The organism is Virgibacillus dokdonensis, assembly GCF_900166595.1.
Classification (GTDB): Bacteria; Bacillota; Bacilli; order Bacillales; family Amphibacillaceae; genus Virgibacillus; species Virgibacillus dokdonensis.
This window is the reverse complement of sequence record NZ_LT745763.1, coordinates 3,658,707-3,675,136: the sequence shown is the minus strand read 5'-3', so window position 1 is coordinate 3,675,136 and position 16,430 is coordinate 3,658,707. Positions and strand designations below refer to the sequence as shown.

General features: G+C 37.1%; 13 protein-coding genes. 7 read left to right on the top strand and 6 right to left on the bottom strand.

Translation table 11 applies throughout. The features are described from left to right. Positions 1-153 precede the first annotated feature (153 nt). The 3 genes from B2C77_RS18580 to B2C77_RS18570 are packed head-to-tail and all read left to right on the top strand — an operon-like array spanning position 154 to position 4,988. Complete coding sequence (locus B2C77_RS18580; RefSeq protein ID WP_077706390.1) at positions 154-1,029, top strand: TetR/AcrR family transcriptional regulator; 876 nt, start codon at positions 154-156, stop codon at positions 1,027-1,029. A 32-nt stretch (positions 1,030-1,061) separates the two neighbouring features. Next, positions 1,062-1,916 (top strand): efflux RND transporter periplasmic adaptor subunit, encoded by an 855-nt coding sequence (locus B2C77_RS18575; RefSeq protein WP_077706389.1) that lies wholly within the window; start codon positions 1,062-1,064, stop codon positions 1,914-1,916. Positions 1,917-1,919: 3 nt separating this feature from the next. Continuing rightward, the gene (locus tag B2C77_RS18570) at positions 1,920-4,988 is read left to right on the top strand and encodes an efflux RND transporter permease subunit (RefSeq protein ID WP_077706388.1); all 3,069 of its coding nucleotides are present in this window, start codon (positions 1,920-1,922) and stop codon (positions 4,986-4,988) included. Positions 4,989-5,181: 193 nt separating this feature from the next. Here the strand turns inward: B2C77_RS18570 and zwf are convergent, their stop codons facing one another. The 5 genes from zwf to B2C77_RS18545 form a co-directional block, all read right to left on the bottom strand. After that, positions 5,182-6,654: a glucose-6-phosphate dehydrogenase gene (gene zwf / locus B2C77_RS18565; protein ID WP_077706387.1), complete on the bottom strand. Its 1,473-nt coding sequence runs from the start codon at positions 6,652-6,654 to the stop codon at positions 5,182-5,184. 65 nt (positions 6,655-6,719) lie between these two features. Further along, complete coding sequence (locus tag B2C77_RS18560) at positions 6,720-7,163, bottom strand: threonine/serine exporter family protein (RefSeq protein WP_077706386.1); 444 nt, start codon at positions 7,161-7,163, stop codon at positions 6,720-6,722. Between the two features lie 103 nt (positions 7,164-7,266). Beyond that, entirely contained in the window at positions 7,267-8,013 is a 747-nt protein-coding gene (locus tag B2C77_RS18555) for a threonine/serine exporter family protein (RefSeq protein WP_077706385.1), read from the bottom strand. A gap of 460 nt (positions 8,014-8,473) precedes the next feature. Next, complete coding sequence (gene chbG / locus B2C77_RS18550; RefSeq protein ID WP_077706384.1) at positions 8,474-9,172, bottom strand: chitin disaccharide deacetylase; 699 nt, start codon at positions 9,170-9,172, stop codon at positions 8,474-8,476. Positions 9,173-9,290: 118 nt separating this feature from the next. Beyond that, the gene (locus tag B2C77_RS18545; protein WP_077706383.1) at positions 9,291-10,016 is read right to left on the bottom strand and encodes a GntR family transcriptional regulator; all 726 of its coding nucleotides are present in this window, start codon (positions 10,014-10,016) and stop codon (positions 9,291-9,293) included. Between the two features lie 764 nt (positions 10,017-10,780). Here B2C77_RS18545 and B2C77_RS18540 point away from each other — a divergent pair. The 4 genes from B2C77_RS18540 to B2C77_RS18525 are packed head-to-tail and all read left to right on the top strand — an operon-like array spanning position 10,781 to position 14,029. Beyond that, positions 10,781-12,082 (top strand): 6-phospho-beta-glucosidase, encoded by a 1,302-nt coding sequence (locus B2C77_RS18540; protein WP_077706382.1) that lies wholly within the window; start codon positions 10,781-10,783, stop codon positions 12,080-12,082. A 17-nt stretch (positions 12,083-12,099) separates the two neighbouring features. Beyond that, on the top strand, positions 12,100-13,392 hold the full coding sequence (locus B2C77_RS18535) for a PTS sugar transporter subunit IIC (protein ID WP_077706381.1): 1,293 nt from the start codon (positions 12,100-12,102) through the stop codon (positions 13,390-13,392). Then, positions 13,389-13,727, top strand: a complete 339-nt coding sequence (locus tag B2C77_RS18530; protein ID WP_077706380.1) for a PTS lactose/cellobiose transporter subunit IIA — start codon at positions 13,389-13,391, stop codon at positions 13,725-13,727. The genes B2C77_RS18535 and B2C77_RS18530 overlap by 4 nt, the downstream gene beginning before the upstream one ends. After that, positions 13,724-14,029 (top strand): PTS sugar transporter subunit IIB, encoded by a 306-nt coding sequence (locus B2C77_RS18525; protein WP_077706379.1) that lies wholly within the window; start codon positions 13,724-13,726, stop codon positions 14,027-14,029. The genes B2C77_RS18530 and B2C77_RS18525 overlap by 4 nt, the downstream gene beginning before the upstream one ends. A gap of 789 nt (positions 14,030-14,818) precedes the next feature. Here the strand turns inward: B2C77_RS18525 and B2C77_RS18520 are convergent. Beyond that, positions 14,819-15,844, bottom strand: a complete 1,026-nt coding sequence (locus B2C77_RS18520) for an EmtA family 23S rRNA (guanine(2470)) methyltransferase (RefSeq protein ID WP_077706378.1) — start codon at positions 15,842-15,844, stop codon at positions 14,819-14,821. Positions 15,845-16,430: the final 586 nt, after the last annotated feature.

Sequence of the window (16,430 nt, the reverse complement as noted above, 5' to 3'; positions counted from 1 at the left end):
ACAACGCATATACTGTTATCATATGAACATCTCTGATTGACTGACCAGTTAGTCAAAGGGATAGTTAAACAGCATCTTTTTGTAAATGTTTCAAAAAAGTGAAACCATTGAAACATTTTCCGCTATGTTTCGTAAAAGAAATAGGTGAGGGCAATGCTTGAAAAGAAAAAGAAATTAATGGAAATTGGCATGAAATTAATTGCTGAAAAAGGCTATCATAATACGTCTATTCAAGAAATTGCCAATAAAGCAGGTATTTCAAAGGGTTCTTTTTACAGTTATTTTCCATCTAAAAAAGCATTTACGATAACAACTGTAAAAGCATTTCACATACAGGTTATGGAAGAACTGAACCAGGTAGATGTGAAAGGTGACGATAAAGAACGCTTTGCCAAACAAATAGCCATATTAATGAAATATATGGAACAACATAAGGACCATATTATGATGTATTTTAGAAGTAATATCCTTATTATTGAGGAGTTGGATCAACAATTAACGGATGTAAGGGTAGATCATTTTCATTGGTTGAAGGACAACTTAGAAAAGATATATGGGAAGCAATTGCGGGAATTTTTAATCGATGCGATTATTCAAGCAGAAGGCTTATTACATAGTTATTTCCATTGGTTTGTTTTGGAAAATGTTGATCTTGATAAAGAGCAAGCGGGGGAATTTATTGTTCGGCGTTTGCATGATTTAATAACGGGTATGTTAAAGCGAGAATCTTCCGGACTGGTCGATATGGCACAAATCTCGGAAATCTACAAATCAACGAGAAGATCTACCTTGGAGAAGCAGACATTGCAAAAGGTTTTAAACGCTTTAAAAGAAAAGATAGTATTGTTAGATGTGCAACAAAGCAAAAAAGAGCGATTATATGAAGTTGTACGCCTATTGGAAAAAGAAGGGCTTGAAGATTGTAATATCGTTGTTATTCAAGGTTTACTGGCCCATTTTTATGCCTATGATATATTAATAGAAGATGTCAGTAAAATCGCTACTATATTGAATATTGAATTATTATAACAGCTTGATAGTGATAGAGAGGAGCAACACAGGTGAAGAAGATTATAATTGTTGGAACGGTTGTATGGATGATTCTTTTATTAGCTGCATGTAATCAAGAAGAAACAAAAGAGGAAAAGGAAAAGCGCGTAGTACCTGTGGAAACAGAAGAGGTGAAGGAAGGTTCTATTGAAATTGAAAAAAGTATTTATGGCAGAACGCGTCCCTCTGTTTCCAGTCCCGTGATGTTGCAAGCCTCAGGAAAAATTGATGAGTTAAAGGTTAACAATGGAGACCAGGTGGAGGAAAATGAGGTTATTGCCACGATCATTTCACAAGCTGGAAGCCAAAGTATTCGTGCACCTAAAGATGGCAAGCTTGTTCAACTAACCGCAAATGAGGGAGAAATGGTGTCTCAAGAAGAACCTCTAGCGATTGTTGCAGATTTTCATCCTTTAACAGTGGAATTGTCTGTAACAGCAAGTGATCGTAAACTATTGGAAGAAGATGATGAGCTACCTATCCATATAGAAGGAAAAGAATGGACAGCAACGATTACTTCTGTTGGTTCCGTTCCAAATGATACAGGGCTTTATCCTATAGAAGCGGAGATCGATAATGAAGATTCGGAGCTATTACCAGGCATGACCGCTCAGTTAATTGTAAAGGAAACGACAATAAAAGATGCTATCGTAGTTCCAACCAGTGCTGTGGAAGAACAAGGCGGTGAATCGTTTGTCTATATTGTAAAAGATAAGCAAGCAAAGCGTGTGGACGTTTCTGTGGAAGAATCACAAACAGAAGAAACGGCAATTGAAGGCGACGTGAAATCTGGCGATCAAGTTATCGTAAAAGGACAACTATCGTTAAAGGATGGAAGCCAGGTTAAAGTTGCGAAAGGGGAGTAAACCTTGAAGTTAATTAAAACATCTGTCAAACGTCCCGTTGGCGTTATTATGATTGTTGTTGCTCTACTAGCTCTGGGAGCTGTTTCTTTACGGAGCTTGACCGTAGATCTTTTTCCAAAAATTGATCTCCCAGTAGCAGTTGTAGCGACATCTTATCAAGATGCAGCGCCACAAGAAGTAGAAAATTTAATCAGTAGACCAATTGAATCAGCAGTTAGTACAGTAGAAGGAATTGAAACGGTACAATCGCAATCGCAAGCCGGTTCTTCGCTTGTCTTACTTATGTTTAAAAATGGCACAGATTTAGATCAAGCTTTATTGGATGTAAGAGAAAGTGTTGACCAAGTGAAAGGGGTTCTTCCTAGTCAAGCAGGGGACCCAAATATCATGCGTTTTAATCCAGACCAACTGCCCGTTATGTGGGTTGGTTTAACTGGAGAAAATGTAGCATCGTTAACGGAAACCGCTGATGAACAAGTCGTCCCATTTTTGGAGCGACAAGGTGGTGTAGGTTCCGTTAATGTAGAAGGTGGAAAAGAACGAGAGATTCAATTAATTCTTGATGAAGCTAAACTACAACAGTATGGAACTACTTCCCAAGCTATTATGCAGGCGTTGTCGAGTACGAATCAATCAGCGTCAGTAGGTACAGTGGAGAAAGGTGACAAAGATTTACAAATTCGAGTAACCGGGCAATTTGAATCATTAGAGGATATCAAACAAACGATCGTTCAAACGGAATCTGGCGCAACGGTGCATGTTAATGATTTAGCTGAAGTGAAAGATGACTTTAAAACAGATGCTGGGCTAACCTTAGTTAACGGTAAGCCTTCTGTAGTGTTATCTATTTTAAAAAAGACAGATAGTAATACAGTGGAAGTAGCTACCAATATAGAAGATAGCTTAAAAGAAATAAAACAAGATTTACCTTCAGACGCTAATTTGGACGTTATTATTGATACATCTGATTTTATTCAAATGTCGATTGACTCTGTTGTACAAAACATTTTAATTGGTGGGGTTATCTCCATATTTATTTTGCTTCTCTTTTTAAAAAGTGTCCGTGCAACGATTGTTATTGGTTTGTCAATACCAATTGCGATTATAACAACGTTTATTTTAATGTACTTTACAGGTGAAACATTAAATATATTAACTTTAGGTGGTCTAGCACTTGGGCTCGGCATGATGGTAGATAGCTCTATTGTTATCTTGGAACATATTTATTCATATAGACAACGTGGATATAGTTTAAAAGATGCAGCTATACAAGGAGCGACGGAGTTAGCGCCTGCGGTAATTGCTTCAACAACAACGACATTGGTTGTATTTCTACCAATTATTTATGTAGAAGGAATTGCCTCTGATATGTTTACACCTTTGGCACTAGCAGTTTCGTTTTCCCTAATTACTTCTTTAGTAGTAGCAATTACTTTAGTGCCAATGCTATCTTCTAAACTGTTACAAAAAGCGTTGCAAGATAGTGGGAAACGTTATTGGTTCGATCGCTTTTTAGGTTGGATAAATGCCAAATATAAAAAGGTTCTTAAATGGGTACTTGGTCATCGGAAAACAACCGTTTTTGTTACCATTTTAGCTATTGTCGGAAGCCTTGCGTTGACACCGTTTATTGGAGCTGAATTTATTCCTTCTGCAGATCAAGGGCAATTAGAAATCCGTGTAGAAACAACGCCTGGGAGTTCTTTAGAGCATACAGAAGACATTGTAGATCAAGTTAATAAGGAATTAACGCCATTTGAATCTGTGATTGAAACAAATTACGTCAGTGTTGGCGGCGGAGGCATGGCTGCTGGAGGTGGAAGCAGTAGTGGAAATCAAGCCGTTTATACAATGCAACTCATTCCTTCGGGTGAACGAGAAAAAACAACGGTGCAAATCGTTCAAGAGATAGATAATAAGTTGCAGGAAATAGCAGGTGCAGAAATTACTGTTCATTCCATGGATTCTGGTATGAATATGGGCGATCCGATTCAAATCCAGTTAAACGGGCCAGAACACGATATGTTAAGAGATATTTCTGAACAAGTTGTTCAAGAGATTGAACAAGTAGAAGGAATTTATAATCCTGAGTCGTCAGCTTCTGAAGGTGTACCGCAAATGAATATTGAAGTGGATCAAGAAAAAGCTGCGCTGTATGGACTGAATCAAGAACAAGTCTTAGGGCAAATTCAAATGCAATTCACTGGTCAAGTAGCAACAAAATATAGAGAAGAAGGTCAGGAGATGGATGTTACATTAATGTATCCTGAAGAGAAGCGGAGTAAAATAGAGGATCTGCATGATATGAAAATTCAAACGCCGCAAGGTCCAACCATTTCCTTGGATGAGGTAGCTACATTTAAACAAATGAGTGGACCTGTAAGTTTGCAAAGAGAAAATCAGCAACCACAAATGAATGTGACCAGTCAAATCGTTGATCGTGATTTAGGGAGTATAACCCAAGATGTTGAGCAGACGTTGAATAACATGGATCTCCCTGAAGGTTATAACTATGAAATTGGTGGTCAATCACAGGATATGACAGAATCATTTACTGATTTAGCAATCGCATTAGTATTCTCGATTTTCCTTGTATATGCGGTGATGGCTGTTCAGTTTGAAAACTTCCTATTTCCGCTCATCATTATGTTTGCTATGCCAACAACAGTGATTGGAGTAATGCTTGGACTCTTTATTGCGGGAATTCCATTAAGTATCCCAGCGTTTATTGGAATTATTATGCTGGCAGGGATTGTCGTCAATAACTCCATTGTGCTAGTAGATTATATCAATCTTCTGCGTCGTAAAGGAATGGAACGATACGCTGCTATATTAGAAGCAGGGCCAAGTAGATTGCGTCCAATCCTAATGACGACACTAACCACTATTTTAGCAATGGTACCATTAGCAATGGCTTTAGGGGAAGGTGCGGAAACACAACAACCATTAGCTGTTACAATCATATTTGGTCTCGGGATATCCAGTATCTTCACCCTGCTGTTAATCCCAGTTATTTACACATTATTTGATGATCTAACCGCAAAAATTACAAAACGTCATAAAAAGAAATAAAATGAAAAGAGTTTTCTGCTGAAGGAACCTTTTTTCATGTGTCGAAACCTCGATAGCTCCTGCGTGGAAATCACTCGCGTCAGTCGAAAAATCGCTCACGTCAGCCAGAAAATCGCTCGCGGAAGCCAGAAGTTCGCGCATCATCATAGTAAACAAAAAAAGCTCTTTGCTATAAAAGCAAAGAGCTTCAGTTTTAATCGGTTATTGGCCACCAATGGAACCCGTCTTTTTCAAGTAGGCGGTCTGCCGCTTCTGGTCCCATTGATCCGGCAGCGTAATTTGGAAACAGAGGCTCTGTTTTTGACCATGCGTCTAAAACAGCATCTACATATTTCCATGAATAGGCTACTTCATCCCAATGGGTAAAGTTAGTCGTATCACCGATAATACAATCGTAAATTAATTTTTCATAAGCTTCTGGTGTGTTTATTCCATCGACACCATTGTTTGTATAAGATAATTCAATTGGTTGGGCAATGGAACCTATACCAGCTTTTTTTGCATTTAAATGAAGTGTAATGCCTTCGTCTGGTTGAATGTTGATGACGAGCAGATTAGGATGTCTCTTTGCTTCATCCTTATAATATAGATTCATTGGAATATCTTTAAATTCAACAACGATCTTAATTGATTTTTCTTTCATTTTCTTACCTGTTCGAATATAGAAAGGGACGCCTGCCCAACGATAGTTATCAATCATTACCTTCCCAGCAACGTACGTTTCTGTGATCGAGTTTTTCAATTCTGGCGCTTCTTCGCGATATCCTTTTCCTAGAGGGCCTGGACCGTATTGGCCACGGACGAAATAATTTTCAACCTCTGTTGGTTCAACAAGCCGCAGAGCTCGTAATACTTTCACTTTTTCTGAACGTATTTCTTCGGGAGTTAGCTTAATGGGCGGCTCCATTGCTAGTAAGGCGACCATTTGAAGCATATGGTTTTGCACCATATCTCTTGTTGCTCCTGAGCGATCATAATATCGCGCGCGTTCTTCGACACCGAGTTTTTCACTGGACGTAACTTGGATATTGGAAATAAATCGGTTGTTCCATAAATGTTCAAATATCCCGTTTGCAAAGCGAATAACTTCAATATTTTGCACCATTTCTTTTCCTAAATAATGGTCAATACGATATATTTGATCTTCATTAAATGCTAATCGGATTTGATTGTTCAACGCTTTTGCCGAGGTATGATCGTGCCCGAATGGCTTTTCAATGACCAACCTTGTCCAGCCTACACTTTCTTTTAAACCGTTTTGTTCAATTTGATTAGCAATCGTTCCAAAGTATTCCGGAGCCATAGCTAAGTAAAAAATTCGATTCCCATCTGTTTGGTATTGACCTTCTAGATGGTTTAACAATCCATCTAAATGGGTATAAGATGAACTATCTGTAACATCAAAAGACTGATAATAAAAATGAGAAGCAAATGCTTCTAGGTCTATTTGATTGTTTGATTCTGATTCGTTTATTGATTCACATACTTTTTCGCGAAAGATATCATTCGTCCACGGACGGCGAGCAAGACCAACAACTGCAAAATCCTCACCAATTTTTCCGTTTTGATAAAGACGATAAATGGAAGGGAATAACTTTCTTTTTGATAAATCCCCTGTTGCTCCAAAGATGACAATCACGACGTTTGGTTTATCCACCGTTTTCAATAGAACCCTCTCCATTTTCTGTTTAGTAACACAACTATCATATAAGGTTAAAATGTGAAAATCAACTATTCTATATGAAGCCAGCCTGAAGTTTTTTTCATCAATTGATTCATTACCTCGGAAAACATCAATCCGATAGCGATTGCTCCAGCAAGTAGCATGACCTTTGCTGAAAGTTGTACCGCGGTATAGTAGTCATTTTCTACAAACTTTCGCATCGCATCGTAAGCTAAACCACCAGGTACAAGCGGAATAATGCCTGAAACATTAAAAATAATAATGGGCATTTTAAATATCTTTGCACAAAGTTGACTAAGTATCCCTACAAGCATAGAACCAAAAAGACTAGCAGGAACAGCATCTAATCCTTGTTCAACTAAAATATAATAAACCATCCAACCGAACATTCCAACCATACCGCATTGAAAAAGAGAGTGCTTCGGTGCATTAAAAAGAATACCAAAACCAGCCGCCGCAACATAACTTGTAACAAGCTGAGCAAGTAACATTGTAATCACTCCCTAGTGAAGATCATTAAAACAGAAATCATGGATAAATGCTTAAATAAGTTACCATTCTTTAGTGTATACTTTTTAACGTTATAAATGCATTCTACGGAAAAAATGCAAACAGAACAGCAACGCCTGCACCAATCGCAAATGCTGTTAATGTAGCTTCTACGCCTTTTGAGATGCCTGCTACTAAATGACCAGCAACTAAATCACGAACGGCATTTGTAATATGTAAACCAGGGACAAGCGGCATCACAGCACCTATAATAATTTTATCTAAATGCTGCCCAAATCCAGCATGAATACTGAAAGCCGCAATAACAGCAATGAAAAATGAGGCTATGAATTCAGCAAAGAACCGTATTTCAATTAATTTTTCAATCCAAATCATAGCAGCATATCCGAGAGCACCAGCAATACAGGCAGGTAAAAAATCAGACCAAGAACCTCCGAACATAATGGCAAAACTTCCGCTAGCAAGGGCAGCAGCTATAAACTGTAACCAAAGTGGAAAAGTTTCACTCTGATGTTCGATTCCTTTTAAAAGCAATAAAGCTTCTTTGGCATCTAAGGATTGGGCTGTAATTTGCCTAGATATACTATTGACGTCTGTAATTCTTTGAAGATCATTGGAACGATTGGAAATTCTCCGAAAATAGGAAACTTCTCCTTCCGTAGAAAACTGAACCCCTGTAGGTGTAGCATAACTTTCAGCGTTTTCAAGTCCAAATGATGCAGCAATCCGGTTCATCGTGTCCTCTACACGATACGTTTCAGCACCGCTTTCCAGCATGATTTTGCCTGCAAGCAAACAAACTTTTGCAATGGAACCAGGTTGAGCGTTCATCTGTTCTCCTCCAGTGAAATTTTTTAATCTGTAGCGAAGGCTATACAGTAATATGCCATGTACAAGTCATGAAGAGTTGCTATTAAACATTAACGTATTTGCGAGAGAAGTCTCTCCCACTTTAAGCTATGCTAAGTCGCGAGTAGTTCACAGAAAACCTACATACCCAATTCATGCAGAGGTCTTTAGTTCGTGCCTGTGTGATCTAACAATTAGTGTCGAGTAAGCCCCCTTTTCATTAAGGGTTTACCTTAAGACCTTGATTTTTCCTTACTACTAATCTTTCAAAACTTGTATATCAAGGGATACTTCAATTAGTGGGTGTTTTCTTTCATCGCCATATGGATGAAGGACTCATTCGAAATGGACTTTTATGCGATGTTTGCATTTAGACTAGCTCACAACTTCCAATTTTTAAAGAGTATCTCTTAAAAATATGCTATTCGGGAGAAACGCTCGGTTAAAACCTCTCTGCCCAATCCGGCAATTGTAGGGAGCAAAGTAACTCTAATTCTTCTTCTCGCTTCATTGTATATGAGCTTTGTTGTCGTAGATCATCATCAACAAATCCTGGATGAGCCATCACTTCAACATGCTTAACCGGTAAATCTTTTAAATGTGAAAAGAGATTATTGTTCACCCCAGAATCATAAAAATGTGTCCAAATCTGTTCTGTTAATAGCAAATCGCTTTCATTTCGTAACGATTCTGTGTAGCGAACGGGAACTTGATACATCGTAGCTAATTCTATAATAACAGACTTTAGCGCTTTCCATCCATGTACATGATGGTGGCTATCAATATGGTGAAGAGGTAATCCGGAAGATAGAAAAGCGTCTATTTGTGTCTGCCACTCTTTTTTAATGGCTGTTAATTCTTCTGTATGAAGCTCTCTTTCCAATTTTGAAAACTTGAAAAAACCGTCTTTATTAGTTAATATGGCTAAATCGTTGTTCAATGGCTTTCCCCAAGTTAAAACGAGGTGAATTCCCACCTGTAAGGAAGGGTGTTTTTTTGCTTTTGCAATAGCGTATTGTGTAGCTTTGCCGTTCATCATAAGTGTTGTAGATTGAACAATACCATCTGTATGTGCTTTTATAATTCCTTCTGTTACACCTTTTGTTAAGCCAAAATCGTCTGCATTGATTAAAATCTTCATGAGATATGCCCCCATATATTTTATAATAGTTGAAATGCTACAATCTGTACATTAAAATATCTCGCATTTTACGAGCGGTAGCTTGCATCATAATGATTTGCTGTTAAGCCGAGTTGTTCTAAGAATTAGGATAATTTCGCTCAATGACAAAATTAGTTTTATCTCCTCTAAAATAAGCACGTGAATATTCTACTTTTTCTTGGTTTTCATTTTCAGCAAGGGTTTCAATATAAAAACAAGGTGCATGCAACTCACAGTCTAAATGCTTGGAACAAATTTCGTCCGCCAGCGTTATTTCTATATGCTCAATCGTTTTTGCAACATGCACTTGAAAATCATTTTTTAAAGAAGCGTATAGCGATGAAGCCGCTTGTGTTTCCGTAATTCCTGGTGCTACAATCCAAGGGATGTAAGCAATTTCATATTGTGTAGGTTCATCATTGGCTTTGCGAATTCTTTCAATACATTGAATGGGATCGTTGTGCGCGACCTCTAGCTGCTGACTTAAATATTCATTTGCTGGAATAACAGTGATCGATAGAACAAAGATTTTTGCCTCTTTTCCTTGAATGGCTACCTGATCGCTATAGCGTTTCACTGTTTGGGTTAACGTTTGCTTTAGCTTTTGATCAGCTACAAAGGTACCCCTCCCTTGATGACGTACTAAGTAGCCTTCGAGCGTTAATTGGTTAAGGGCAGTTCTAACTGTAGTACGACTTACATTAAAATCTTTACACAATTCTAGCTCTGTTGGAATTTTGTCTCCTGGTTTATATTTGTTTGCTTTTATTTGATTCAGTAGCTCATCTTTAATATAGGCATGCAAGGATGGATTTTTTTTCATTTTGCTCTCCTTTCTAATTCATATGTTTTCGTTATTTAACGTACTACACATATACAGTTGAATAAAACAACGCTTTCTTCTACATACAGCTTAAATAAATTTGAGGTCCAGCTTTTTTACACGATAGGAAAGTATAAGTTTATTTGGTTTATAGTATAAGAAAAACTAGAGCTTTCACCATAAGACTTGGCGACAAACCAAGTTTTTCTAATATCTATATAAAATGAAACTGTTATACGTAGCGGTCTTCTTACATCCCCTAATTAGTTTAGTTGTTCAAGGATATAGCCTAAAGGACTCTTATGAAAAAAAGGGATTTAGGTGCTTTCGACTTGTTCAGCTTATATAGCCCCAATATTTGGGTGGGAGTTTTAGATCACCTGGAATAAAGACACACTAACAGAAATTGCTAGATGTACCTATTTGTAATAACATTTTAATACTTGTATTATCCTTCGTAATCTGTTTATGGAGTTATCCATTTTCCTATAGAAGCAATAGTAGATCCTATTAATGCGAATGATGTATACAGCTACAACAAATGTATTTATTTTCTTTAGCAACAGTAAATAGAAGTAACATGTAGTCAAAGTGTACAAGATTATTTGTTAAAACACAACTTATTCCGTATAAATGGTATTACAAATTATTATTTTCACTAAATGTATTTACATTTTAAAATTTGTATGATACATTTTAGGTGATTCAGAAGAAAAACGAAGTACCAGTGTATGCATAATACGTACAGCAAAGGAGATAGACAAATGACACTTAAATTAGTAGTAATTGGCGGTGGGTCTAGTTATACACCAGAGATTATCGAAGGAATTATTTTGCGACATGATTCCTTTCCCGTTACAGAGATCGTTTTAGTAGATGTTGAAGCAGGTAAACAAAAGCTGGAAATTGTCGGGCAGTTAGCAAAGCGGATGATTGAAAAAGCCAAAAAACCAATACAATTATCATGGACATTGGATAGAAGGGAGGCATTAAAACAGGCTGATTTTGTTTCGACACAGATAAGGGTGGGTGGTTTAGCGGCAAGGTCAAAAGATGAACGAATTCCACTGGAGTATGGATATATTGGTCAAGAAACAAATGGGGCAGGGGGCATATTCAAAGCATTCCGTACGATCCCCGTCTTAATGGAGTTAGCAAAAGATGTCCATGAAATTTGTCCTAATGCTTGGATAATTAATTTTACAAATCCTGCAGGAATAGTGACAGAGGCGTTGTTAAAGTATTCCCCACATAAAAAAGTAATCGGCGTCTGCAATATTCCTTATAATATGCGTCATTCCACTGCAGAAATCTTAAATACAAAACCTGAAAATATAATGATTGAATTTATTGGTATGAATCATTATGTGTTTGGTCGTAAAGTATGGGTAAACGGTGTTGACTATACAACAGAAGTGCTTGCTAAATTAAAAGAAGGTTTAGATTATTCTCCTGCCAATATCGTAAATCTCGGTTGGTCTCAAACTTTTATTAAAGCAACTTCGTTATTGCCAAACCCGTATCATCAATATTATTTTCAAACCGCCCAAGTATTAAAGAAAGACGTGCAGGCATTAAAAGAAAACGGAACGCGTGCAGAAGTGGTCCAGCAACTAGAAAAATCGTTATTTGAGCTATACAAAAATCCTGACCTTTGTGAAAAACCAAAAGAGCTAGAAGAAAGAGGTGGGGCGTTTTATAGTGATGTAGCATGTAGTCTGATGGACTCTATTTATAATAACAAAGCGGATGTTCAAACGGTAAATACATTAAATAACGGAGCAATCCCTGATTTGCCAGAAGATGCGGTTATTGAAGTGAATAGTGTTATTACAAAGAATGGACCACAACCAATTGTAGTTGGATCTTTACCAGACAGTGTAAAAGGACATATTTACCAAATAAAAGCGTTTGAAAAATTGGTTATCCGTGCAAGTATAACCGGTAATTACGAAGATGCCTATCTGGCAATGGTTATGAATCCATTAATTGGGGAGGAGGCTGATAGTAAGAGATTGCTGGATGCGTTATTAGAGGCACATAAAGATTATTTACCACAATTCTAATACAGGGGGTTTTACGAATGGATAATAAAGCGATGCAAAAATTCATTGAAATTGCTGGTCGAATTGGGTCACAGCGTCACCTTGTAGCTATACGTGATGGATTCGTTGCCATCATGCCATTAATTATTGTCGGGTCGTTAGCTATTTTAATTAACAATTTTCCTCCCTTTGGAGCGTTCCATTTTGTGGAATGGATGAACGGTATTTTTGGAGATGGAAACTGGCAAGCGGTGGGGGGAAGTATTTGGAATGGGACGTTTGCTGTTCTAGGTTTGTTAGTTACCTTTTCCATTGCGTATAATTTAGCGAAGTCATATGAATTGGATGGCTTGGCTGCGGGGTTAATAGCAGGTGCTGGATTTATTATGTTAGTTCCTATTACTGCTGACGGCGGTCTAAATATGGGATGGCTTGGAACACAAGGTTTGTTTGTTGGTATCATTTTATCGTTAGTAGTAACCGAGTTGTTTCGAATATTAATTACTTCCAAGCTGACCATTAAGATGCCTGAAGGTGTGCCTGAAGGTGTAACTAGATCCTTTGAAGCGCTCATCCCTGCTGTGATTATTTTAATTTTACTTGGATTTTTCCAAGCTTTGATGATTGTATTTGCAGAGCAGAGTATTTTTGAAGTTATCTTTACGATTATTCAAGAGCCATTGCAAGGGTTAGGAAATACGTTGCCTGCTGCTATGCTTGTTTCATTTTTGAATCATTTGCTTTGGTTTTTCGGATTGCACGGCACGAATATTATCGGTTCTGTCATTGAACCTGTTTATCTGCCTTTAATAGAAGAAAATCTTCATCTGTTTAAGAGTGGCATGTCTGCATTTGAAGTGCCAAATATTGTGACTAAACCATTTTTAGATTCATTTGTATTTATGGGAGGTTCTGGGACGACCATTGCGTTATTAATTGCTGTCTTTATCGTTATTCGCAGAGAAAAGAATCATCCTTATCGACAAGTAGCCAAACTATCTGCGCCAGCAGGACTTTTTAACATTAATGAACCAGTGATATTTGGATTGCCAATCGTCTTGAATCCAGTGATGTTAATACCCTTTATTTTAATTCCTGTTACGCTTACAATCACTTCTTATATTGCCATTGCGACAGGGCTAGTCCCTAGAACAGTTGCTATCTTACCTTGGACCACACCGCCTATTCTAAGCGGTTATCTTGTAACAGGAGGAAGTTTTAGAGGTGTCGTATTACAATTATTCAATTTAACACTCGCTATTGTTATGTATATACCGTTTATTTTAGCGGGAGCGAGAATGATGAAACGAAATGAGGGGAAAACAAATTGACTGTAAAAGAGGAGTTGCAAAAGTTATCATTTACAATTATATTGCATGCGGGGAACGCTCGGTCATTATCAATGGAAGCGATAGCAAAAGCGAAGGCGTATCAGTTTGAGCAAGCTCATGCAAAGATAGAGGAAGCAGAAGAAGCTTTTGTTGAAGCACATCAAATGCAAACAAAGTTGTTGCAGCAAGAAGCGGAAGGCGCACACACCGATTTATCCGTCATTTTAATCCATGCCCAAGACCATTTAATGACAGCGCTAACTGTAAAGGATTTGGCAATTGAAATGATAGCGTTATATGAAAAACTAGAAACGATAGAGGAGGATCAAAGATGAAGATTATTCTTGTTTGTTCAGCAGGTATGTCAACATCGATGCTCGTGAAGAAAATGAAGGAAGCAGCGACGCAACGGAATTTAGAAGTAGATATTCGTGCTATGGCAGAATCACAGCTAAAGAATGAGCTAGACGACCTTCATGTCGTGCTTATAGGACCGCAAGTCAGATATTTAGAAGCAAAAATAAGAACACAGCTTGAACCTAAAGGCATCGCCGTAGAAGTTATTGATCAAATGGCATATGGCATGATTCAAGGGGATAAAGTATTGGATCAAGCGTTATCTTTAGTTAAACAATAAACGTAATAACTAGTTAAAAAAGTTGTACGGAGTCGTAAAACGAACTTCGGTACAGCTTTTTTTATTTCATTATAGGAAAGAGTGAAATATTCGGGGCTATCGTATAAGTGAACATCCAACTTTCACCAAAAAAGGCTGGGATAAACCGAGTTTTTAATTACACTATAGAAAAGTATAAGTTTTATTGGTTTTATAGTATAAGAAAAACAAAGGTATTGCCATAAGACTTGGAGACAGGCCAATTCTTTCTGAAAAGTAAAAACGAATTTTTATCCAAGGTGCTATCAGGTTCCCGCTTCAAAGGAAAGAAGAGGACTGCACAAGTCTACTAAATTACGCAACTTCCTCACGCAGTCCTTTTGTTCCTCACCTTGGTCTATAAACAATTAGGGGTAATCTTGAAAATAGTGTGGAAAGAGAGTTAAAAATACCCCTCCTCTATTGCTTAGTTAATATGGAAAAATCAGCACAATAGAAGTCTTCAGACACCCATTCATAGCCAGTTTGTTTCCAAATGGGAATAGATTAGGTAACATTTTTTCAAAAGTAACTCCAACTTTTTTGAATTTATTTTTTAACTTTACGATAGCCTTGAGTGAACAAAACCTTTGCTCTTAGAGCTTTGAAAGAGTACCCACGACAATAAATTTAGTCTCTTTTTGAAAATTTCTTTATATTAATAACCGTTTTGTAAACAACTTTCGACACGTTATCATCAAAAAATGATGGAGAATATTCTCTGCTTGACCACCATCTATTTCTACTTTAATGAATTTTTCTCTTAAATTGCTACTCCTTTCTATGTTCATCTTGTTTTTCAAACACAAACAAGGTAGGATTCACACCCTTCAAACTGAGAGGATAAGATTTCAGACAAAAAAGCCCTAATCGTTTTGCTTCCCAAAACAATTGATTGACACTCTCAGACAAAATAACGGCTCTCCCGTTCGGCTTCAAGACTCTACATACTTCATTCATAATATGGCGATTGAACAATTCTAAATCCTCGTCGGGGGAAATTTGTCTACCAAATGGAAGATTAGTTACAATTTTATCGACATAACCAGTAGCAAAAGGCAATTTCCTTGCATCCCAAGCATTAACTTCCACCATCAAATCATCAAGATTATGTTTGGCTATTTTTGTGACTGGGTAAGATATATCTCCACCAACTATCTGATTTGCAGGGTATGTGGCTCGTTCAGACAAAATTGTGCCTGAACCACAACAAGGATCTACGAAAATATCTGTCGATTTAGGATCTGACAACCACACCATCGCATGAGCTACAGTAGGAAGTAATGATGCACGAGAGAACCGTCGATTCTGATTGCGAAAACGAAACGTCGCATCTGTAAGTCGAAATGAAAAAATCACATTATGATGTTCGATGTCGAGTCTGAATTCTACCTGATGATTTTGAGACGTTCCAATGTTCCAATCAGGGTACCGCCTCTTAATGCCCTCCATTGCTTTTTTTGCCACTTCAAAACGACTATAGGTTTGTTTTCCTTTACGGCTTGCATTTACCCAATATAAATCTTTATGATCAATAAAATCCAAATCCAACTGGGATATTTGCTCACTTACTTGAGATAAGTGCTTTTTATGTGGACCAATTTGAAATTGGTCAATCACTTGAAATAAATTATCTGCCGACCTTAAAGAACTTAAGCATGTAACAGACTCAGCTATCGTAAAGAAAACTTTCCCTTTATTTATTTGAATTATTTCAGAATCACTCACCTTGTTGTTAATTTCATTTGATAAAACGTATTCTAATCCAGACAATACGCTCGCAAAATAAAGAGTCATAATAACGCCTCCAATTTTTTGAACGCCGTTTTAAGAAGACAAAAAAGCCGTGAATGAACCACCTTAAGATTCATCACGACCTCTTGTAAACTTTATTTATAAACTGTTTAACACGTGTGTGCAAAGAGCATATTTAACGGCATTATGATAATTAAGTTCATTGACTGTTAATACTTGAAAATTACATGACTAATTAAACCCATCCATCAAGGGTTTTTTCAAGTATGATTGCTATTCAATTTGTGATTATCGAATAACTGTCAAGAACACTGCCATCATCATGATTAGAATACCTCCACCCATTTACTATTACTATTATCTTAAATCATCGGACTATAAAAAACAATAATTTTTAGCATGAATTGTATAAGTTTACTCTCGGATTAAACCGACAATCTTTTAAAGTGATATACAATTATTTTCTATTATCCACACAATTTAAGGATGTGGAGTATTGTTTAAATAGCGATTAGTTATCAATCATTAGATTGTAAAAAAATTCTCCAAACAATTATCCAATTTTACGGTTGTCTAAACAACAATTAACTATAAGTTTTTTCCACACAATAATCTCAATACCTCAAAA